The sequence below is a fragment of the Mycobacterium sp. genome, from assembly GCF_035623875.1.
Taxonomy (GTDB): Bacteria; Actinomycetota; Actinomycetes; order Mycobacteriales; family Mycobacteriaceae; genus Mycobacterium.
On sequence record NZ_DASPSP010000220.1, the window covers coordinates 12403 to 32209 of the forward strand.

Genomic DNA, 19807 nt, shown 5'->3' on the forward strand with positions numbered 1-19807 from the left:
AATCGGCAACGTATTCGACAGTCAACTGGTGCGCGCGTGACCGCAACGATTGACTAACCGAATACGACACCGAAAGGCATCGCGTTTCACGCATGACCCCGCTAATCACACCCACCCGAACCACATCCGAATCCACCTTTGCCGAACTCGGCGTCCGCGATGAAATAGTGCAGGCACTGACTGAGGAAGGCATCAAGCGTCCCTTTGCTATCCAAGAACTCACATTGCCGCTCGCGCTAGCCGGCGACGACCTGATCGGCCAGGCGCGCACCGGAATGGGCAAAACCTTCGCATTCGGGGTGCCGCTGCTGCAGCGGATCACCACCTCTGGCGCGCAACGCCCCCTCACCGGCATTCCGCGGGCGCTCATCGTGGTACCCACTCGCGAGCTCTGCCTGCAGGTGTCGGGTGACCTGGCCACCGCCGCCAAGTACCTGACCACCGACGACGACCGACGGCTGTCGGTGGTCTCAATCTACGGCGGCCGGCCCTACGAGCCGCAGATCGAAGCGCTGCGCGCCGGCGCCGACGTGGTGGTGGGTACCCCCGGCCGTTTGCTCGACCTGGCCCAGCAGGGGCACCTGCAGTTGGGTGGTCTGTCGGTGCTGGTGCTCGACGAGGCCGACGAGATGCTCGACCTCGGCTTCCTGCCCGACATCGAACGCATCTTGCGCCAAATCCCCGACGAGCGGCAGTCGATGCTGTTCTCGGCGACGATGCCGGATCCGATCATCACGCTGGCCCGCACGTTCATGAACCAGCCCACCCACATCCGGGCGGAGGCGCCGCACTCCTCGGCGGTGCACGACCTCACCAAGCAGTACGTCTACCGCGCCCACGCGCTGGACAAGGTCGAACTGGTCAGCAGGGTGCTGCAGGCCCGTGGACGCGGCGCCACCATGATCTTCACCCGGACGAAGCGCACCGCTCAGAAGGTCGCCGACGAGTTGGCCGAACGGGGTTTCGCCGTCGGCGCCGTGCATGGCGATCTGGGGCAGGTGGCCCGGGAGAAGGCGCTGAAAGCGTTTCGTACCGGCGGTATCGACGTTTTGGTGGCGACCGATGTGGCCGCCCGCGGGATCGACGTTGACGACGTCACGCACGTCATCAACTACCAGATCCCCGAGGACGAACAGGCCTACGTGCACCGGATCGGCCGCACCGGCCGTGCCGGCAAAACCGGGGTCGCGGTCACGCTGGTGGACTGGGACGAGCTGGCCCGCTGGGCGATGATCGACAAGGCGCTTGGCCTGGGCTGCCCGGAGCCGGCCGAGACCTACTCCAGTTCGCCGCATCTGTACGCCGAACTCGACATCCCGACCGAGGCCCGCGGCACGGTCGGTGCACCGCGCAAATCCCAGGCCAAACGCGCCAATTCGGCTGAGCGCGACGGCGACCGATCCGGCTCGCGCCAGCGCAATAACACCCGACAGCGGCAGCGCACCCGCGGAGGCAAGCCGGAGACAGGCCACCCAGCCACGGGCGGTGCCATCAACGGTGAGGCAGCGGCTTCACCGGCTTCGACGTCGGCAACGTCGTCGGGGGGCACCGCGACCGCGAACGCCAATGCCGGCGCACATAGCGGGCGCCGTCGCCGTCGGCGCCCCCGCAAGTCTGCGGGTGTGGCCGCGAATGCCAACTGAACCGGTGTCGCCTGCCGCCTGATGGTCAGACCGGAACGCCGCACCAAAGCCGACGTAATGGCCGCGGCAGCGATCGCGGCGGTGGTCGCCGTGGCTGCGGCGTTGATCTGGTGGACCAGCGATGCCCGGGCCACGATCAGCCGGCCCGCGGTGGTACCCGCGCCCAGCCCGAAGCCGGCCCGCGAGGTGCCGGCTTCGCTGAAGCAGCTCTGGACCGCCCTTAACGCGCCGACCGACCAACCTGTCGCGGTTGGCGGGACCGTCGTCACCGCCGACGGCCGTACCGTCCAAGGGCGTGATCCGGTCACCGGCCAGGTGCGGTGGAGCTACTCACGCGACAGCGATCTGTGCGGGGTCTCCTGGGTCTACCGCTACGCGGTCGCGGTCTACCGCGACGACCGGGGCTGCGGCCAGGTCAGCACGATCGACGGGTCCACCGGTAGCCGCGGGCCCGCCCGCACCAGCTACGCCGACCGCCGTGTCAACCTGTCCTCCGACGGCACCACGGTGTTGTCGGCTGGCGACACCAGGCTGGAACTGTGGCGCTCCGACATGGTCCGGATGCTGTCCTACGGCGAGATCGACGCCCGGATCAAGCCGTCTTCGAAGGGACTGCACACCGGATGCCGATTGGTTTCGGCGGCGGCCAGTTCGGCGGCCGTCTCGGTGCTCGGGGCGTGTGGCAGCCAGGCGGATCTGCGGCTCACCCTGCTGCGCCCAAGCAAGGAAGAAGACGAACCGGAGCAGCGCGATGTGCCCGAGCCGGGGATCGGCGTGGGTTCCGGTGCCCGGGTGCTGACGGTGGCCGAGACCAGGACCCTCATCTACCTACCGGCACCACAGCCTAGAGTCGATGTGGTCGACGAGAGCGGCACGACCGTGGCCAGCACGCTGATGCCCAAGCCGCCGTCGACGTCGAGCGTGGTATCGCGGCCCGGCAACCTGGTGACGTGGTGGACCGGTGACACGGTGATGGTGTTCGACGGGGCAACCCTGACCTATCGCTATTCCATTGCGCCTGCAGGGTCTTCCGTTCCGGTGGGGCCCGCGACGATGATGGCCGGCAAGTTGCTCGTCCCCGTCAGCGGCGGCATCGCTGTTTGCGATCCTGTCACCGGCGACAGCGAAGGCTACCTGCCGGTGACCCGGCCGCCGGGCAGTTCGGCGGTGATCCCCGCAGTTTCGGGTTCGCAGGTGCTCGAGCAGCGCGGGAACACGCTCGTCGCGCTCGGCTGACTCAGGCGTCGATGGTGAACGTCGGCAGTGCTTTACCCGACTTCCAGTGTTTGAGCAGCGTCTCCGCCAACTCTCGGTACGCGGATGCGCCTTTGTTCTTGCGCGCGGCCATCACCGACGAGCCAGACGCGCTGGCTTCGGCGAACCGCACCGTGCGCGGAATGGGCGGCGCCAGCACCGGCAGGTCGTAGCGGTCGGCGACATCGAGCAGCACGTCGCGGGTGTGGGTTGTGCGCGGGTCATACAGCGTCGGCAGCGCGCCGAGTAACCGTAGGCCCGGATTGGTGATCTGCTGGACATCGGCGATCGTGCGCAGAAACTGGCCGACGCCGCGATGCGCCAATGTCTCGCACTGCAACGGCACGATGACCTCGTCGGCGGCCGTCAGCCCGTTGAGGGTGAGCACACCCAGTGACGGCGGGCAGTCGATGACGACAATGTCGAACCGGTCGCCGAGCTTCCCCAGCGCGCGTTTGAGCGCGTACTCGCGGCCGGCCCGCATCAGCAGCATCGCTTCGGCGCCAGCCAGGTCGATGTTGGCCGGCAGCAGCGTCATCCCCTCCGGGGTGTCGACCAGGGCGACGTCCAGCTCCACCTCACCGAGCAACACGTCATGCACCGACACCGCCAACTTGTCCGGGTCTTGGCCGAGCGAGAAAGTCAGACAGCCCTGCGGGTCCAGATCGACCAGCAGCACCCGTCGTCCCGCGTCTACCATCGCCGCACCCAACGAGGCCACCGTCGTCGTTTTGGCCACCCCGCCCTTCTGGTTGGCCACTGCCAGCACTCGGGTGTTAGTCACAAGGGCCGCTCCTCCTCATCGCTTCGCTCTGCATCTTCCCCGCGCGGTCGCAAGCGCCCCGCCCTCTCCCACGCAAGCGGGTGGTACGCCTACATCGCTTCGTGCGGTCACAGTGCCCATCCTGGCATGTTCGCCCGCGGTCCGCTTCGGCCGACGGGCCGAGCATGCCGTCGGGCAGAATCTCTCAGCATGGGGTTGCACAACCACCGACTTGTATTGCTCCGCCACGGCGAGACCGAGTGGTCAAAATCCGGCCGGCACACCGGCCGCACCGACATCGAACTGACCGATACCGGCCGAGTCCAGGCCGAGCTTGCCGGGCGTGTTCTGCGTGAACTGAAACTCGCTGACCCGCTTGTGATCAGCAGCCCGCGTATACGTGCCCTGACCACAGCCAAGTTGGCCGGGCTCGCCGTGGACGAGGTGTCTCCCCTGCTCGCCGAATGGGATTACGGTTCCTACGAGGGGTTGACGACCCTTCAGATCCGGGAATCGGTTCCTGATTGGCTGATCTGGACGCACGGTTGCCCCGGCGGCGAGAGTGTGGCTCAAGTCAGCGACCGCGCCGATCGGGCCGTCGCACTGGCGTTGGAACACATGACCTCGCGCGACGTATTGTTCGTGGGCCACAGCCACTTTTCCCGTTCGGTGATCACGCGCTGGGTCGAGCTGCCGCTCATCGAGGGCAGCCGCTTTTGGATGCTCGCCGGCTCGATCGCCGTCTGCGGGTTCGAGCATGGCGTGCGACAGCTCGCTGCGCTCGGATTGACCGGCCTCCCGCAGGCGATCGCACCCGGGTGAGCACCACCGAACCACCGTTCGTCCTCTGCGGGCCGACACAAACTCTGGTTGCTGACGGAGTAAAGCGACGCTACTGCAACCTGGGAGCCGCACAGGCGGCACTGCGTTCGGGCTCAGCTCGAATAGTATTGGGCGCGTTAGCTTTTGACGCTAACGGTCCCGCCGCGTTGATGGTGCCGCGTTCCGTGCGGCGCACGGCTGGACTACCCGACTGGCCGACGGATCCGCTGCCGCCAGTGCAGGTGGCAGGCGCGCTTCCCGCGCCCGAAGAGCACCGCGCCCGGGTTCAGCGTGCACGCGATCGGCTGACCGCTCCAGACAGCACTCTGCAGAAGGTGGTGCTGGCTCGCGCGTTGCGGCTGGCCGCCGAAGCTCCGCTGGATGCCAGGGTCATCCTGCGCCGGCTGGTCGCGCAGGATCCTGCTGCCTACGGTTATCTGGTCGATCTGTCGGCGGCGGGCGGTGAGTATTCGGGCATGGCCTTGGTGGGTGCCAGTCCGGAGCTACTGGTTGCGCGCGACGGCGACCGGGTGACGTGTCGGCCCTTCGCCGGTTCCGCACCACGTGCCGCCGACCCCGGGCTCGACGCCGCTGCCGGCGCCGCACTGGCCGCGTCCGCCAAGGATCGCCACGAGCACCAATTGGTCATCGATACCATGGCCGACGCCCTGCGTCCGTTGTGCCGTGAGTTGACCATCGCGCCGACCCCGGAGCTGAGCCGCACCGCGGCGCTCTGGCATCTCAGCACACCGATCACCGGGCGACTGCGCGACACCTCCACGACCGCAATGGATTTGACGTTGGCGCTGCACCCCACCCCCGCGGTCGGCGGTGTGCCGGCCGCCGCAGCAGCCGAACTGATCAATACACTCGAAGGTGATCGCGGCTTCTACGCCGGTGCTGTCGGCTGGTGCGACGCGCACGGTGACGGGTGGTGGGTGGTGTCCATCCGCTGCGCGCAGCTAGCCGCCGACCGCCGTACCGCACTCGCCCACGCCGGCGGCGGGATCGTCGCCGAATCCGATCCCGATGACGAAGTCGCCGAGACCACAAGCAAATTCGTCACTATTTTGACGGCGCTGGGAGTTGATCCATGACCGCGCATATCCGCCGCGCCATTCCTGCCGATGCCGCTGCGATCACTGCAATGATCCATGAACTGGCCCGCTTCGAACACGGGGCCGACCAATGCACCGTGATCGAGAAGCAAATCAGCACAGCACTTTTCGACGAACCCACGACGTTACGAGGGCACGTCGCCGAGGTAGACGGCGAAGTCGCTGCGATGGCGCTGTGGTTTCTCAACTTCTCGACCTGGGACGGCGTCGCGGGCGTGTACCTCGAGGACCTGTACGTGCGTCCACGATTTCGCCGTCTCGGGCTGGCCCGTCGACTGCTGACCGCGCTGGCCGGGGAATGCGTGGACAACGGCTACACCCGGCTGGCCTGGGCGGTGCTGAACTGGAACACCGATGCGATCGCCCTGTATGAAGCCGTCGGCGCTCAGCCGCAGAGCGAGTGGACCACCTATCGGGTGTGCGGCCCGGAGTTGGTGGAGCTGGCCGGTCCCCGCTGATCGCCGCCGGAAACCCAGCGCACGGCGGGCGGACTGAACAGCAACGCCAACGCGGTCAGCGCCACGATGCCCACCGGGATTCCGACCAGCGCCCGATGAGAGCCCACGGCGAGGTACCACGCGACGGGCAGCAGCAACAGCTCGGCGAACACCGCGAGCCCGCGACCCCAGCGCCTGCCGACCAGCAATGCGCCACCGGCGGCCAGAACAGCCCCACCGACCAGAGCGAACCACGCTGCAGTGCCGAAGCCGTTGACCACCCGCTGGTCTGCGCCCGCGAGCCCCCGAAACAGCAGAACCGCAGCCACGACCAACCCCGTCACGCCCTGCACAGCAACGATCAGTCCCGCGCCACGCACACTGGCCGGGGGACGCGCGCTCACAGCGCCAGCCTAACCACCGGGCTGAACCCGATGGCCGCTTCTCCTCGGGCCGCGACGCGGCCCGCGGAGTCGCCGCTCCCGTAGGCTTTGGCGTCATGCGCGCCGTGCTGATCGTCAACCCGACTGCGACTTCGACCACCACGGCGGGGCGCGACCTGCTGGCGCACGCACTGAAGAGCCGCCTGGAACTGACCGTCGAGCACACCCGACACCGCGGCCACGCCGGGGAAATCGCGCAGGCTGCTGCCAAGGACGGGGCTGATCTCGTCGTCGTGCACGGCGGCGACGGCACGGTCAGCAACGTGGTCAACGGCCTGCTTGGCCGCCCCAGTGAGTTGCCCACCGGGCAAGTCCCGGCGCTGGCGATAGTCCCGGGCGGCTCGGCGAACGTGACGGCGCGGTCGCTGGGCATCCCGCCAGGCCCGGTCGACGCCACCAACCAGCTCATCTGGCTGCTCGACAGGTACGGCCAGGAAAAGAAGTGGCGCCGGATCGGGCTGATCGACTGCGGCGAGCAGTGGGCGGTGCTGAACGCCGGTATGGGGGTCGACGCCGAGGCGGTGGCCAAAGTGGAAGCCCAACGGGAAAAGGGCGTCAAAGTCACGCCAGTGCGCTACATCCGCGCGGCGGTACGCGCCACAGTGGCCTACTCCCGTCGCGAACCGAGGCTGACCGTGGAGCTGCCCGGGCGCGAGCCGATCTCGGGGGTTCACTTCGTCTTCGTGTCCAACTCCAGCCCATGGACCTACGCCAACGACCGGCCGATGTGCACCAACCCCGGCACCACCTTCGAGTCAGGGCTGGGGGTGTTCGGCGTCACCCGCTTGAAGGTGCTACCCAGCCTGAGACTGGTCGGGCAGATGTTCTCCAAGCAGCCGAAGATCGAGGGCAACCAGGTCGTCCGCGACGACGATGCGGCCTGCGTGCGGGTTAGCTGCACCGGCGATCCGATGGCCAGTCAGTTCGACGGGGACTACCTGGGCGTGCGGGAGCAGATGACGTTCCGGGCGGTTCCCAACGCGCTGGACGTCGTCGCGCCGCCCACCAAAATCAAGCTCTGACCTGCGGTAATCGTCTGGTCAACGCCAATGGGGCTGGGCAAATTGGCGGCGAGTGTAGTACAAACGATTAAGGGATTTGGTAACAGATCGCCAAAGTGAGATTGTCCACGGACCAACGAGTGCTATTGACATCTGTTGAGCCTGTGAAACGATCGAACGATCGCATGCAACGGTACGGAAACATTTCCGGTACCTACGTTGTGCCTGCGTTACAGCCGAAGAAAAATACTCGTGCGCCCTGCTGCGCACACAGTGAGGAGTAACGACGTATGGATTGGCGCCACAACGCGGTGTGTCGCGATGAGGACCCGGAGCTGTTCTTCCCCGTCGGGAACAGCGGACCGGCGCTCGCGCAGATCGCTGACGCGAAACTGGTCTGTAACCGCTGTCCGGTGACCACCGAGTGCCTCTCCTGGGCGCTGAACACCGGACAGGACTCCGGCGTGTGGGGCGGAATGAGCGAAGACGAGCGACGCGCACTGAAGCGTCGCAACGCCCGGACGAAGGCCCGCAGCGGAGTCTGACCCGGGTTTAAGCCGCGTCAACGGTGCGGCCCCGACCGAGTGTCGGGGCCGCGCCGTTGTGTGCGGCACTAATGCGCGGCTCGGACGCGACGACCGATCGGGACGCGTAGCACCACATCGGTTCCGCCTTCGGGGGCGTTGTGCATGTCCAGCGAGCCGCCCAGTTCGGCGGATACCAGTGTCCGCACGATCTGCAGACCCAACCGGTCGGACTTCTCGACGCTGAACCCATCGGGTAGACCGCGGCCGTTGTCGTGGACCACCACGTCGAGCCAACGCGCCGACCGCTCCGCACGAATCGTCACCGAGCCGCCCCCGGCTGCGGGCTCCCGTGCTGCGGGGTCAAACGCATGCTCGATGGCGTTTTGCACGAGTTCGGTGATCACCATGATCAGCGCCGTCGCGCGATCGGAGTCCAGGACGCCGAGCATGCCCGTTCGATTGATCCGGATCGGCGTGTCCACCGTCGCCACGTCATTCATGATCGGCAAGATCCGGTCGATCACCTCATCGAGGTTGACTTCCTCGTCCACCGACATCGACAGCGCATCGTGGACCAACGCGATCGACGACACCCGCCGCACCGATTCGATGAGCGCCTCTCGTCCTTCGGCGTTGGTCGTCCGGCGGGCCTGCAGTCGCAGCAGCGCCGCAACGGTCTGCAGGTTGTTCTTCACCCGGTGATGGATTTCCCGGATGGTGGCATCCTTGGAGATCAGCGCGCGGTCCCGGCGTTTGATTTCGGTGACGTCACGAACCAGCACCGCAGCGCCGGCTGCCGAGCCGTGCACAACCAGCGGCAGCGTGCGCAACAGCATCGTGGCACCACCGGCATCGACCTCGATGCGCATGCTGGCCCCACCGGCCAGGGAGTCGAGCACGTGATCAGCGAGTTCACGGGCCTCGAACGGATCGGAGATCAGCGGACGGGTGACCGCGATCAGGTTGTGTCCCTCCAACTCCGAGGTCAAGCCCATCCGATGGTATGCCGACAACGCGTTCGGGCTGGCATACGAGACGACTCCATTGACATCGAGTCGAATGAAGCCGTCACCGGCTCGCGGACTGGAGCGCGACATCGCCACGTCTCCCACGTTGGGAAAGGTGCCCTCGGAGAGCATGGTGACGAGGTCCGCGGCGCAGTCGATGTAGGCAGTTTCCAGTGGGCTGGATTTGTGGGTGTCCCCGACGGCTTTCTGATGTGTCAAAACCGCGACCACCCGGTCGTCGTGCCGCACTGGGACGGCTTCGATGTTCAGGCCAGTCTGCTGCCACGAATACTGTTGGCCTGCATCGCTTTCCAGACCGATAGTGCCGGATTCGAAGGCCGCGGCGATGAGCGGCGCGGTATCGGCGTCCAGCACGCTACCGACCGCGTCGCGCAACAGAACGGTCGGAGCGGTATTCGGCCGGCACTGTGCGACGCATACCAGCGAGCCGTCGTCGCGGCGGACCCACATCAGATAATCGGCGAATGAAAGGTCGGCGAGCAGCTGCCATTCACCGACTACCGCGTGCAAGTGGTCGACGGCGCTACCTGGCAGAACGGTGTGTTCGGCGAGCAGATCACCGAGAGTGGACATCGGCGACTCCCGCGACGAGGTACAGGCGAGCCAATGGCTAGCTGATCACGGCGATAAGGTCGCCGGCCTGGATGACGTCTCCCACCGAAACACTGACCTTGCTGACCGTGCCAGCGACCTCGGCCAGGACCGGGATCTCCATCTTCATCGATTCCAGTAGCACCAGGGTGTCACCCTCGCCGATCTCGTCGCCCTCGTTGACCACGACTTCGAGCACGCTGGCCACGATCTCTGCGCGGACGTCCTCGGCCATCATCACCCCGTTCATCTCCCAGCCGTCGTTTACGCGATACTGCTGCTCCATCGAACCACAACCGGTTGACCTGGGCGCGAGGGAGTGAGCCGCACCGGCGGGTCGTATCGGCGCTGACAGCGCAGGTAGGCCCCTTGTTGGGTGCGAAGGAGAGGCGTGGCTGATATCGCGCCGGTATCGGTAAGCAAACTCCAAGATTACTAAGCGAACCTATAGAGTTCGTCCTGTGATCGTGTCGTGTTGTTCTTGTGACATTTGAGCAGCATTGTTTCCAGAGTGATTGGAGTGCCTGATGCACACTTAGTGTTTCAGCCGAATTTGAGGGGAATTCCGTTGTCCGAGAACATGTTTGCGAATCCGATAGCTCGACGCCCAATTAGCCGAGTGAAAGCCGGCATCGGGGCTGTGCTGGCAGCAATCGCCACCCTCGGGCTTGGCGTCGGCGTCGCCGCGGCCGATCCCCAGCAACCATTCCTTGTCGACGACCCACTGCCCGTTCCAGGCCTCGGCGGGGCCGGCGGCGGTGCCGGCAGCGCCGTGAGCATCGCCAATTCGCTCTTCGGCTCACTGAGCAGTTTGATGAACACCATCATCCCCGGCAGCGGGGACCTGTTGATGCCGGCCAGCAGTGCCCTGACGCCAGGTGGACTGCCCGGCGAAGTGCCCGGCGTGGGTGGGCTGCCCGGCGAAGTGCCCGGCGTGGGTGGGCTCACCGGCGGAGTGCCCGGCATACCCGGCTACCCCGGTGGGCTTCCGGGACAGGCTCCGGACGGCTACCCCGGTGCACTCCCGGGACAAATCCCGGGCGGCTACCCAGGTGCACTCCCGGGACAAATCCCCGGCGGCTACCCCGGTGCACTCCCGGGACAAACCCCCGGCGGCTACCCCGGTGCGCTCCCCGGACTAACGCCGGCGCTACCAGGGCAGACGCCGCTGGTGCCGGGACAGATGCCCGGTGTAGCCGGGCAGACAGCAGGGGTTCCCGGGCAGCCGGTGCCGGGACAGCCAGCTGCGGTCGTGCCTGCGGGCACTGGGTCGATTGCGTAGCCCCCGGGCTAAGCAACACCCGACGCATGGAAGACTGACCTGCACTTACACCTGCGAGGAGGGATCAGTTATGGCCAAGCGTGGCCGGAAGAAGAAAGACCGCAAGTACAGCAAGGCCAACCACGGTAAGCGCCCCAACGCCGGGTAGCGCGGGGCGTTCACCGGCGGATGATCGTGGTTCGGCTGATCTCCAGCCGTAAGCGCTCGCGAAGCCCCTCCGGAGCCTTCTCGCCACGGCACTTGGTAGCGATCAACGCCTTGAATTGCTCCTCGAGGCCGTAGATCCGGAAACACGGCGGGCATTCCTCGAGATGCTTAAGCAGCTTCTCTCGATTCTCTGGCTTGCATTCACCGTCGAGCAATGTCCATACCTCGGCGATCAGTTCGGCGCACTCTGCCTTCATGCGCGCGTCGGCGCCTGCAGAGGGGTCATCGTGGCCCGACGTGGGCGGGAATTCGGTCACGACGACACCTCCTCGGGTGCCTGATCACCGCGGATGAAACCCCGGTCCTTGGCCACATCGGTCAGCAATTCGCGTAGTTGGCGTCGGCCGCGATGCAGTCGCGACATCACCGTCCCGATCGGTGTATCCATGATCTCGGCGATCTCCTTGTACGGGAAACCCTCCACGTCTGCGTAGTAGACCGCCATCCGAAACTCTTCGGGTAATGCCTGCAGCGCCTCTTTGATTTCGGTGTCCGGCAACGCCTCGAGCGCCTCAACCTCGGCGGAGCGCAAACCGGTCGAGGAGTGCTCAGCGGTGGCCGCCAGCTGCCAGTCGGTGATCTCGTCGGTCGGATACTGCGCCGGCTGCCGCTGCTTCTTGCGGTAACTGTTGATGTAGGTGTTGGTCAGGATGCGGTAGAGCCAGGCCTTGAGGTTTGTGCCCTCCTTGAAGGAGCGAAATCCCGCGTAGGCCTTGACCATGGTTTCCTGCAGCAAGTCCTCGGCGTCGGCGGGATTCCGGGTCATCCGCAGCGCGCCGCCGTACAGCTGATCCAGCAGCGGAATCGCGTCACGCTCGAAGCGCGCGGTCAGCTCCGCGTCGGTCTCGTTGGAGCGGCTAGGTCCCGAGGCGTCCAGGTTGTCAGAGACGTCCGAGGCCTCCCGGGTCTCCGCAACCTCCGGCTCGGTCGCGCCGTCGATGTCGGCCATGTTGACTAACGCAGTCCCTTCTGTCGCGATGCCAGTGAACAGGTCCATGAGCACCGGACCCGACTGGCACCCGGCCAACCGCTCTTCGCCGATGAGGCTCGTCGCCGTTGACACCCGACTCCCCCTCTCTCCAATCTAAAGGCTGCGACCGACAGTGTCTGCTTCGCACCACTCAACAGCAATGATCGCCTCGCTATTTCCGGTCCATCTCGAGGCGGCGGCGACGCAATCCGGACCGCCGATTCATGCCGGATGTGAGCAGCGTTACTGTGACGCTCATGTCCCTGAAAGCCAAGACCATGTTCATCTCGGGTGCCAGCCGCGGAATCGGCCTGGCTATCGCCAAGCGGGCCGCCCAGGACGGCGCCAACATCGCCTTGATCGCCAAGACCGCCGAGCCGCACCCCAAGTTGCCGGGCACGGTGTTCACCGCCGCGAAAGAGCTCGAAGAGGCCGGCGGCCAGGCGCTGCCGATTGTCGGGGATGTTCGCGACCCGGATTCGGTCGAGGCCGCGGTAGCCAAGGCCGTCGAGCAGTTCGGCGGCATCGACATCTGCGTGAACAACGCGTCGGCGATCAACCTGGGGTCGATCACCGAGGTGCCAATGAAGCGGTTCGACTTGATGAACGGCATCCAGGTGCGCGGTACGTACGCGGTGTCTCGAGCGTGTATCCCGCATCTGAAGGGCCGGGAGAACCCGCACATACTGACGCTGTCGCCGCCGGTGCTGCTCGGCAAAGAGTGGTTGAAGCCGACGGCGTACATGATGGCCAAGTTCGGCATGACGCTGTGCGCGCTGGGCATGGCCGAGGAGCTGCGTGACGAGGGCATTGCGTCGAACACCCTGTGGCCGCGCACGCTGGTGGCCACCGCCGCGGTGCAGAACCTGCTCGGCGGTGACGAGGCGATGGCCCGCGCGCGCAAGCCGGAGGTGTACTCCGACGCGGCCTACGTCATCCTCAACAAGCCCTCCCGTGAGTACACCGGCAACACGCTGCTGTGTGAAGACGTGTTGGTGGAGTCCGGCGTCACCGACTTGTCGGTGTATGACTGTGTGCCGGGCGGGAAACTCGGCGTCGACTTCTGGGTGGACGGCGTCAACCCGCCGGGGTACTCGGGTCCCTAGGGGCCACTGACGTGGCCGGGGCTGCGACACCGGCGCTTGCGGTTCTGATCGCTGCCGGTGTGCCGCATGAGGTCGTCAAGTTCGGTCACGATCCCCGGCAATACTCGTTCGGCGTCGAAGCGGTCGGTGCGCTGACCAAGGCCGGTGGGATCGCGGCAGAGCAGATCTACAAGACCTTGATCATCGCGGTGCCCGACGGGTTCGCCGTCGCGATACTGCCGGCGTCGTCGAAATTGTCACTGAAGGCGGCGGCCGCTGCGCTGGGGGTCACCAAAGCCAGCATGGCCGAGCCCGCTGCGGCCCAGCGAGCCACTGGTTATGTGGTCGGCGCTGTTTCGCCGCTCGGGCAGCGCGCGCCACTACCGACCGTCGTCGATTCCGGCGCGCTGGCCTGGGACCGGATGTATTGCAGCGCGGGCCGGCGTGGGTGGGACGTCGCAGTCGCTCCCGAGGATCTGGTCCGGCTCACCGGCGCGGTGACTGCCGAGATCCAGGCCTAACCCGGGGCCGGGCGTCCGGCCAGCATGCTGTGCACGCTGTCGGCGAACGCGGCGGTGGTGAAGCAGGTCGGCTCGGCGAATTCCTCCAGGGTGAGCGCGTCGTTCCAGCTGGCGTCTGCCGCGGCCCGCAGCAGCGGCTTTGTCATCGCCACTGCGTGGGCCGGCATGGCAGCGACGCGTGTACACCATTCGTCGGCAGTAGCGAGCAGCTTGTCGTGCGCGACGACCTGCTGCACAAGGCCCAGCCGTTGTGCGGTGTGGGCGTCGATGTGCTCGCCGCGCAGGTAGTAGGCAAGCGCGCCCTGGTAGCCGAGGCGACGGGTCAACGCCCAGCTAGTGCCGACCTCGGGAATCAGACCCAGACGACCGAACGCGGGCACGATCACCGCCCGCTCGCTGGCGATGGTGAGGTCACACGTCAGCGCCCACGCCAGGCCGACTCCGGCCGCCGGGCCGTTGAGCGCGGCCACGAAGATGGTGTCCGATCCGGCGATCAGCCGGGCAATGCCCCCGAATTCGCGGCGGATCCAGCGCCAGACGTCGGCGACACCCTCGGGTTGGGTCAGCTGTTCGGTCGCGGCACGCATCATCTTCAAGTCGCCACCAGCGCTGAAGCCCGGGTCGGCACCGGTGAGCACCACACTGCGAACGTCGGCATCGGCAACCAAGGCATCGAGCGCGCGCCGTAACTGCCGCACCAACGGCGCGGAAAGCACGTTGAGGCGGTCGGGTTCATCGAGGGTAACGACCGCCCGGTCACCGCGATGCTCGACGCGTACCCGGCCGGGCGCCTCTGGGTCGTCGCCGTCGGCGACCATGCTGTTGTAGAGCGATTCCGCTGCGCCCATCATTTGTCCTCCTCGATTCCATTGGCCCGCAATGCCTTCCACGCAGCGTCGGCAAAGGTCTTGACCACCCCACGCGGCATGTTGGGTTCATCGCCGGCAATCCAGTACCGGCTGAATTCCAGTGCCGGCCCGAACCACAACGCCGCCGTGATGCCGGCCTGCATCGGCCGCAGCACGCCGTAGCTGTGGTGCGGACGCCACCAATCCCGCACGGCCGCAAAGAATTCCCGGTTGGCATCGCCCAGCTCGGCGCTGTCCAGCCGATCACCCAGCAGCAAGGCCGCCTCGCTGCGGTTGGCGGACACCCACCGCAGGTGGTGCGCGACGCCACCGCGGATCCCCCTCTCGGCGGTGGCGTGGCTGCGCAACATCGCGACGAATCCCGCCTGGTATTCGCTCATGACTTGGGCATAGACGGCAGCGGCCAGCGACGGTTTGTCGGGGAAATGGTGATACAGCGCCCCGACGCTGACATCGGCGTCGCGACGGATCTCGTCGAGTGTCGCCGCAATGGCGCCATCGGCCGCGAACCGCCGGCGGGCGGTCTGCATCAATCGGCCCCGCGCATCGGTAGTGCTGGATCTCGGCACGAGAAATACTCTACTGCCACCGAGGAATCCTCTGTCAACGAGAGTGCTGGGTTTGCCGTCGCTGACCTGAGATTGCCCAATCAGGCGAACGCGCTCTGCCCGGTGATGTGCCGTCCGACGATGAGGGACTGGATTTCAGCAGTTCCTTCGTAAGTGACCAGGGCTTCCATGTCGCACAGGTGGCGCATGACATGGAAGTCAAGCAAGACACCGTTGCCGCCTAATACGTCGCGGGCCAGTCGACACACGTTTCGGCCCTTGACCGTGCAGTAGTACTTGGCGAGCGCGGCCATCGTTTCTTCGACCTTGCCCTCATCGATGAGCCGGGCCATTCGGATGGCGTACAGCTGCATCGAGGTGAGATCGCCGAGCATCTCCACCAGCATCGACTGGATGACCTGGGTCCTGGCGATTGGCCTGCCGAACTGCTTTCGCCGCAGGGCGTAGTTCAGGGCGATGTCGTAGGCCGCGACTGCGTGTCCGGCCGACCCCCACGCGACGGAATTGCGGGTGCCGGCGAGCACCTTGCCCACATCTTTGAAGCTGTTGCAGTTCTGCAGTCGGGCGTCTTCGGAAACCCGGCAGTCGGTGAGGGTGATGTCCGCGTTCTGTACCATCCGCAGCGACATCTTGCCGCCGATCTTGGTCGCCGCGTATCCGGGGTTGTCCTTCTCCACGACGAACGCCTTGACTTGGTTGTCCGCGGTGTCGCGAGCGTATACGACGATGTAGTCGCACCACACGGCGTTGCCCGGCCAGCGCTTGCGGCCGTTGAGCACCCATTCATCGCCTTGCCGCTCGGCGGTGGCCTCGAGGATGACGGCGTCCGAACCGTGCTCGGGCTCGGTCAGGGCGAACGCGCCGATCTTTTCCATGCGCGCCATCGCCGGCAGGTAGCGCTGCCGCTGTTCCTCGGAGCCCAGGATGTTGATCGATTGCATGGCCAACCCGAGGTGTACGGCGAAGAACGTGGCTATGCTCCCGTCGATGCGGGACAGCTCGTAGGTGACGAGGCCGGCAGCGACCGCGCTCATCGATGTGCACCCGTGGTCGCCCAGGTTGTAGTCGCCGACAATGTTCAGCGCGGCAAGTTTCGGGATCAGGTCGAACGGGAACTCGCCGCGTTCCCAATACTCATTGGCGATCGGCAGGATCTCGGCCTCGCCGAACGCCCGGACTGCGGCGAAAATCTCCTTTTCCTGCTCGGTCAGCTGATCCTTCATCAGGAAGTAGTCGGTTTCCCGGGTAAGGCCGATGTCCTCGACGAGCGAGGCGGTGGCTGGATCGGCGTCCTTGGCGCCTCGTGTCTCAAACGAGCTGAGCGGTTTTGGCGTCGTTGTCATGGCCGCTCTCCAGGTTCGTGCAGGAATTCCTCGATGACGGGCGCGAGTTCGGCCGCATTGTGCACGAGATCGATGTGGCCGCCGCTATGTTTATGCAGGCGCGAATGGGGCAGTAACGCGTTTATGATGTGCGCGTTGACAATCGGGATGATCGGATCATCGGTGCCTGCCACGATCAACGTCTGCTGCCGCACCGCAGGCAGCGCGAACAGGCTGGTCCATACCGAACCCGCGAGGAGCTGGTGCAGGTAGCCCATCTTCGATCCGGCATGCAACTGCTGAAGATACAGTCGCGCCACATCCTCCCCGTGAGCGCGGACAGTGCCGCCGTATAGTTCACCGGCAATAGATGCGGCGTAGTCCGGATCCGAAAACCTGCGGGGGGTAGCCATTTTCGCCAGCACGCGCGGATGAGCAGGCACCATCAGCGCACCAGTACCTGTCGCCACCAGAACCAGACGGCGGCACCGGCGCGGGTTCTGAAAGGCGAACTGCTGCGCAAGTGCCCCACCCCAGGACAGCCCCAGCACATCGACCACGCCGATTCCCAGCTCGGATAGCACCCGGCCCAGCACCCAGGCAAGGTAGGGAAACCCATAGGGCGCAAGGGATGTGGGTGATCCTCCGGCTCCCGGCACATCGAATCTGACCACCGTGGTATCGGGATCCAGCTGCTCCACCAGCGGGTCCAGCACTTCCAGGCTGGCCCCGATGCCATTGCACAGCACCAGCGGCACACCGGTTCCCCACCGCACGTTCACCCGAATCCGCTGTCCGCCGGTGGCGACGTAGCACTCCTCGCCAAACAGACTCACCGGCAACGCACGAAGACGTCGCCGTTCCCGGATCGATTGACGCTTGTCGGCAGCTTGTGACTCGTTTGGGGTCATCCCAAAATCCTGCGCATGATCTTCAGTCCCTTGTCGGTATACGGCGGGTAGAGGAGCTTCAGATCCGGCTTCGTTGTCTTAGCGAGGACCGCCTTCCGGTGACTCAGCGCCTGAAATCCCCATTCACCATGGTAGGCGCCCATGCCGCTGTGCCCCACGCCACCGAATGGCAGCTGTGGCACCAACAGATGCATCGCCACGTGGTTGAGCACCGCGCCGCCAGCCGGAACCGAATCGACGATTCTGCGGCCGGTGGACTTCGAGCCGGAGAACACATACAGGGCAAGCGGCTTGGGCCGGCCGTTGGCGAAGCTGATCGCCTGATCCACCGAATCCACTTCGATCACCGGAAGGATCGGGCCGAAGATCTCGTCGGTCATCGCGGGCTCGTCAGGATCAGGGTCGACGATGACTGTCGGCTCGATCGTGAGTGAATCCCGGTCGCTGTGGCCGCCGACGGCGATCTCGCCCTTCGTGGCTTCGAGATAGCCGACAAGCCGGTCGAATTGGCGCTCGTTGACGATCCGCATACCCTTATCATTTCCGGTGCGGAAAGCAATCACGTTATCGACGATCAGCCGGACGAGTTCTGGCTTGATGGACTTCTCGGCCAGTACGTAGTCCGGTGCGACACAAGTCTGCCCTGAGTTCAGCAGCCTTCCCCACGCGATCCGCCGTGCCGTCACATCGAGATCGGCATCGGCGGTGACGATGACGGGGCTCTTGCCGCCGAGCTCCAAGGTGACCGGGGTAAGCGTCGAGGCCGCCGCGGCCATGATCTTGCTGCCGATCGCGGTGCCACCGGTGAACACGGCGTGGTCGAAGCCCAACGAGAGCAGCTGCTGTGTGGTGTCGGCAGCGCCCTCGACGACGGCGATGGCATCCGAGTCGAGGTACTGGGGGATCAGCCGGGCAAGAAGCGCCGAGGTAGCGGGGGCCAGTTCCGACGGCTTCAGCACCGCACAGTTGCCGGCTGCGACGGCGGCCACTAGAGGGCCGAGCGAGAGGTAGATCGGATAGTTCCACGGTGCGATGATGAGGACCACGCCCAGCGGTTCGTATTGCACCCAAGCCGAGCCGGGGAGCTGGCTCAACGGCACCCGCTGTTTTTTTCGCTTCATCCACCTGCCCAGGTGCTTACGCGCGAACTCCGCTTCGCCCCTCGTGGACGCGATATCGCCCAGCCAAGCTTCTGCTCGTTCGCGGCCGAGATCTTGGGCGAGGGCTGCTGCGATCTGATCCTCGTTCTCGTCGAGAAGTCGCTCGATTCCTCGCAGTTGGCGCAGTCGCCAGTCGACCGCCCGTGTGCGTCCGCTTGCGAACACGCCCCGGATAGTGGCGACTTGGTCAGCGAGCTCGGCCGGTGCGGTAGTGGTATGTCCGATCATTTCGTCACTTCTCCATCACATAGCTGCCCGGAGCCGGACCCAACGGCGGAAGTTCCTCCCCACCAAGCGTTTTCGGAGCGTCAACCTCTGAGCCGCTGCGCTCAGCGAGCCAGCTGACGTAGTCCGGCCACCAGGAGTCAGCGTGCTTCTCAGCAGACTCGAGCCACTGTTGGGGATCCTCGGCGTCGACCGGGCCGGCGCGGAACGACGCCTTAGGGTTGCCTGGCGGGTTGACCAGCGCCGCAATATGACCGTTGGTGGACAGCACGTAGCGGTTGTCCTTGCTGCCCAGCAAGCGGGCACTTCGATAAGTGGCCTGCCACGGCGAGATGTGGTCGGCGATGCCGCCGACGACGTAAGCGTCGGCAGTGACCTTCGACAGGTCGACCGGGCTGCCGAGCATGCTGACCCCGCCCGGGGTGACCAGCGCGTTCCGCAGCCCCATCAGCACCAGGTCGCGGTGCAGCGCGGCGGCCATCCGGGTGGTGTCGGCGTTCCAGAACAACACGTCGAACGGCGCCGGTTTGCGGCCCTGCACATAGTTGTTCACCACGTACCGCCACACCAGGTCGGTGGGCCGAAGCCAGGCGAACATCTCCGCCATGTCGCGCCCGTCGAGGTAACCCTTCCTCGCCGACACTCGTATCGCCGCCTGCGCCGCGCGATCGCTCATCGCCGCCGCCGCGAACCCGGCCCTGGTCTCATCCAGTACGGTGACCGCGAGGTTGAGGCCCGCGACCCGGTCGCCCTCGCCGATCTCGGCGAGGTGGGCCGCCGTCATCGCCGCCAGGATGCCGCCCGAACAGGTGGCCAGCAGGTGGGTGCTGTCGGCCCCGGTGATTTTCTCCACCGCGCCCATTGCCTCCACGATCGCTGCGCCGTAGGTGTCGAAGCCCCAATCCCGGTGGCGGGCTTGTGGGTTGCGCCAAGAGATGACAAAAACCTGCTGGCCTTGCTGGACGAAATACTCGATCATGCTGCGGCCGGGCGCGATGTCCATGACGTAGTACTTGTTGATCACCGGCGGCACCAGGAGCAGTGGGATCTCGCGCACCT

23 protein-coding genes are annotated in these 19807 nt (G+C 65.9%); 11 read left to right on the forward strand and 12 right to left on the reverse strand.

Going from position 1 to position 19807, the window contains the following annotated elements:
• Positions 1–92 precede the first annotated feature (92 nt).
• Entirely contained in the window at positions 93–1643 is a 1551-nt protein-coding gene (locus tag VEI45_RS18130; RefSeq protein WP_414687520.1) for a DEAD/DEAH box helicase, read from the forward strand.
• A 21-nt stretch (positions 1644–1664) separates the two neighbouring features.
• Complete coding sequence (locus VEI45_RS18135) at positions 1665–2879, forward strand: hypothetical protein (RefSeq protein ID WP_324855682.1); 1215 nt, start codon at positions 1665–1667, stop codon at positions 2877–2879.
• Position 2880: 1 nt separating this feature from the next.
• Here VEI45_RS18135 and VEI45_RS18140 read toward each other — a convergent pair whose 3' ends face one another.
• Positions 2881–3681: a ParA family protein gene (locus VEI45_RS18140; RefSeq protein WP_324855684.1), complete on the reverse strand. Its 801-nt coding sequence runs from the start codon at positions 3679–3681 to the stop codon at positions 2881–2883.
• A gap of 189 nt (positions 3682–3870) precedes the next feature.
• Between VEI45_RS18140 and VEI45_RS18145 the strand changes: the two genes are divergently transcribed.
• The 3 genes from VEI45_RS18145 to VEI45_RS18155 are packed head-to-tail and all read left to right on the forward strand — an operon-like array spanning position 3871 to position 6058.
• Complete coding sequence (locus tag VEI45_RS18145; RefSeq protein WP_324855686.1) at positions 3871–4482, forward strand: acid phosphatase; 612 nt, start codon at positions 3871–3873, stop codon at positions 4480–4482.
• Complete coding sequence (locus tag VEI45_RS18150; protein ID WP_324855688.1) at positions 4479–5579, forward strand: isochorismate synthase; 1101 nt, start codon at positions 4479–4481, stop codon at positions 5577–5579. The genes VEI45_RS18145 and VEI45_RS18150 overlap by 4 nt, the downstream gene beginning before the upstream one ends.
• Entirely contained in the window at positions 5576–6058 is a 483-nt protein-coding gene (locus VEI45_RS18155) for a GNAT family N-acetyltransferase (protein WP_324855690.1), read from the forward strand. The genes VEI45_RS18150 and VEI45_RS18155 overlap by 4 nt, the downstream gene beginning before the upstream one ends.
• On the opposite strand, the gene VEI45_RS18160 is transcribed toward VEI45_RS18155, so the two are convergent.
• The gene (locus tag VEI45_RS18160) at positions 6010–6441 is read right to left on the reverse strand and encodes a hypothetical protein (protein WP_324855692.1); all 432 of its coding nucleotides are present in this window, start codon (positions 6439–6441) and stop codon (positions 6010–6012) included. The two genes, VEI45_RS18155 and VEI45_RS18160, sit on opposite strands and share 49 nt — an antisense overlap.
• A gap of 95 nt (positions 6442–6536) precedes the next feature.
• Between VEI45_RS18160 and VEI45_RS18165 the strand changes: the two genes are divergently transcribed.
• Positions 6537–7502: a diacylglycerol kinase family protein gene (locus VEI45_RS18165; protein ID WP_324855694.1), complete on the forward strand. Its 966-nt coding sequence runs from the start codon at positions 6537–6539 to the stop codon at positions 7500–7502.
• A 269-nt stretch (positions 7503–7771) separates the two neighbouring features.
• Positions 7772–8026 carry a transcriptional regulator WhiB1 gene (whiB1, locus tag VEI45_RS18170; RefSeq protein ID WP_324855696.1) on the forward strand — a complete coding sequence of 85 codons (255 nt, stop codon included), beginning with the start codon at positions 7772–7774 and terminating at the stop codon, positions 8024–8026.
• 68 nt (positions 8027–8094) lie between these two features.
• On the opposite strand, the gene VEI45_RS18175 is transcribed toward whiB1, so the two are convergent.
• Together VEI45_RS18175 and VEI45_RS18180 are read right to left on the reverse strand one after the other, a co-directional pair.
• Complete coding sequence (locus tag VEI45_RS18175; protein ID WP_324855698.1) at positions 8095–9609, reverse strand: sensor histidine kinase; 1515 nt, start codon at positions 9607–9609, stop codon at positions 8095–8097.
• Between the two features lie 37 nt (positions 9610–9646).
• A complete protein-coding gene (locus VEI45_RS18180) occupies positions 9647–9862 on the reverse strand; it encodes a biotin/lipoyl-binding carrier protein (protein WP_324855721.1) in 216 nt (71 codons plus the stop codon).
• Between the two features lie 384 nt (positions 9863–10246).
• Here VEI45_RS18180 and VEI45_RS18185 point away from each other — a divergent pair, with 384 nt between their 5' ends.
• Positions 10247–10909, forward strand: coding sequence for a hypothetical protein (locus tag VEI45_RS18185; protein ID WP_324855700.1), 663 nt, complete (start codon positions 10247–10249; stop codon positions 10907–10909).
• A 70-nt stretch (positions 10910–10979) separates the two neighbouring features.
• Positions 10980–11057 carry a 50S ribosomal protein bL37 gene (locus VEI45_RS26490; RefSeq protein ID WP_414687521.1) on the forward strand — a complete coding sequence of 26 codons (78 nt, stop codon included), beginning with the start codon at positions 10980–10982 and terminating at the stop codon, positions 11055–11057.
• 10 nt (positions 11058–11067) lie between these two features.
• Here the strand turns inward: VEI45_RS26490 and rsrA are convergent, their stop codons facing one another.
• Both rsrA and VEI45_RS18195 read right to left on the reverse strand, forming a co-directional pair.
• Complete coding sequence (gene rsrA, locus VEI45_RS18190) at positions 11068–11313, reverse strand: mycothiol system anti-sigma-R factor (protein WP_324855723.1); 246 nt, start codon at positions 11311–11313, stop codon at positions 11068–11070.
• A 56-nt stretch (positions 11314–11369) separates the two neighbouring features.
• On the reverse strand, positions 11370–12179 hold the full coding sequence (locus tag VEI45_RS18195; RefSeq protein WP_324855702.1) for a sigma-70 family RNA polymerase sigma factor: 810 nt from the start codon (positions 12177–12179) through the stop codon (positions 11370–11372).
• A 164-nt stretch (positions 12180–12343) separates the two neighbouring features.
• Between VEI45_RS18195 and VEI45_RS18200 the strand changes: the two genes are divergently transcribed.
• Positions 12344–13192: an NAD(P)-dependent oxidoreductase gene (locus tag VEI45_RS18200; protein ID WP_324855704.1), complete on the forward strand. Its 849-nt coding sequence runs from the start codon at positions 12344–12346 to the stop codon at positions 13190–13192.
• 11 nt (positions 13193–13203) lie between these two features.
• Positions 13204–13692, forward strand: a complete 489-nt coding sequence (locus VEI45_RS18205; RefSeq protein WP_324855706.1) for a YbaK/EbsC family protein — start codon at positions 13204–13206, stop codon at positions 13690–13692.
• On the opposite strand, the gene VEI45_RS18210 is transcribed toward VEI45_RS18205, so the two are convergent.
• From VEI45_RS18210 to VEI45_RS18235, 6 genes are all read right to left on the reverse strand, one after another.
• Positions 13689–14540 carry an enoyl-CoA hydratase/isomerase family protein gene (locus VEI45_RS18210; protein ID WP_324855708.1) on the reverse strand — a complete coding sequence of 284 codons (852 nt, stop codon included), beginning with the start codon at positions 14538–14540 and terminating at the stop codon, positions 13689–13691. The genes VEI45_RS18205 and VEI45_RS18210 overlap by 4 nt on opposite strands.
• Positions 14540–15091 (reverse strand): TetR/AcrR family transcriptional regulator, encoded by a 552-nt coding sequence (locus VEI45_RS18215; protein ID WP_414687522.1) that lies wholly within the window; start codon positions 15089–15091, stop codon positions 14540–14542. The genes VEI45_RS18210 and VEI45_RS18215 overlap by 1 nt, the downstream gene beginning before the upstream one ends.
• Before the next feature lie 119 nt (positions 15092–15210).
• The gene (locus tag VEI45_RS18220) at positions 15211–16473 is read right to left on the reverse strand and encodes an acyl-CoA dehydrogenase family protein (RefSeq protein ID WP_324855712.1); all 1263 of its coding nucleotides are present in this window, start codon (positions 16471–16473) and stop codon (positions 15211–15213) included.
• Positions 16470–17363 (reverse strand): poly(3-hydroxyalkanoate) depolymerase, encoded by an 894-nt coding sequence (gene phaZ, locus VEI45_RS18225; protein ID WP_324855714.1) that lies wholly within the window; start codon positions 17361–17363, stop codon positions 16470–16472. Before phaZ ends, VEI45_RS18220 begins: the two co-directional genes overlap by 4 nt.
• Entirely contained in the window at positions 17360–18751 is a 1392-nt protein-coding gene (locus VEI45_RS18230) for an aldehyde dehydrogenase family protein (protein WP_324855715.1), read from the reverse strand. Before VEI45_RS18230 ends, phaZ begins: the two co-directional genes overlap by 4 nt.
• Positions 18752–18755: 4 nt before the next feature.
• Positions 18756–19807, reverse strand: a 1052-nt coding sequence (locus tag VEI45_RS18235) for a PHA/PHB synthase family protein (RefSeq protein WP_324855717.1), incomplete at its 5' end; no start/stop codon positions are given.

Bases quoted from the DNA above. Each gene is read 5' to 3' on its own strand.
- VEI45_RS18130 (WP_414687520.1), top strand. From the start codon at position 93: ATGACCCCGCTAATCACACCCACCCGAACCACATCCGAATCCACCTTT.
- VEI45_RS18135 (WP_324855682.1), top strand. From the start codon at position 1,665: ATGGTCAGACCGGAACGCCGCACCAAAGCCGACGTAATGGCCGCGGCA.
- VEI45_RS18145 (WP_324855686.1), top strand. From the start codon at position 3,871: ATGGGGTTGCACAACCACCGACTTGTATTGCTCCGCCACGGCGAGACC.
- VEI45_RS18155 (WP_324855690.1), top strand. From the start codon at position 5,576: ATGACCGCGCATATCCGCCGCGCCATTCCTGCCGATGCCGCTGCGATC.
- VEI45_RS18165 (WP_324855694.1), top strand. From the start codon at position 6,537: ATGCGCGCCGTGCTGATCGTCAACCCGACTGCGACTTCGACCACCACG.
- whiB1 (WP_324855696.1), top strand. From the start codon at position 7,772: ATGGATTGGCGCCACAACGCGGTGTGTCGCGATGAGGACCCGGAGCTG.
- VEI45_RS18175 (WP_324855698.1), bottom strand. From the start codon at position 9,609: ATGTCCACTCTCGGTGATCTGCTCGCCGAACACACCGTTCTGCCAGGT.
- VEI45_RS18180 (WP_324855721.1), bottom strand. From the start codon at position 9,862: ATGGCCGAGGACGTCCGCGCAGAGATCGTGGCCAGCGTGCTCGAAGTC.
- VEI45_RS26490 (WP_414687521.1), top strand. From the start codon at position 10,980: ATGGCCAAGCGTGGCCGGAAGAAGAAAGACCGCAAGTACAGCAAGGCC.
- rsrA (WP_324855723.1), bottom strand. From the start codon at position 11,313: ATGAAGGCAGAGTGCGCCGAACTGATCGCCGAGGTATGGACATTGCTC.
- VEI45_RS18200 (WP_324855704.1), top strand. From the start codon at position 12,344: ATGTCCCTGAAAGCCAAGACCATGTTCATCTCGGGTGCCAGCCGCGGA.
- VEI45_RS18210 (WP_324855708.1), bottom strand. From the start codon at position 14,540: ATGGGCGCAGCGGAATCGCTCTACAACAGCATGGTCGCCGACGGCGAC.
- VEI45_RS18215 (WP_414687522.1), bottom strand. From the start codon at position 15,091: ATGCAGACCGCCCGCCGGCGGTTCGCGGCCGATGGCGCCATTGCGGCG.
- VEI45_RS18220 (WP_324855712.1), bottom strand. From the start codon at position 16,473: ATGACAACGACGCCAAAACCGCTCAGCTCGTTTGAGACACGAGGCGCC.
- phaZ (WP_324855714.1), bottom strand. From the start codon at position 17,363: ATGACCCCAAACGAGTCACAAGCTGCCGACAAGCGTCAATCGATCCGG.
- VEI45_RS18230 (WP_324855715.1), bottom strand. From the start codon at position 18,751: ATGATCGGACATACCACTACCGCACCGGCCGAGCTCGCTGACCAAGTC.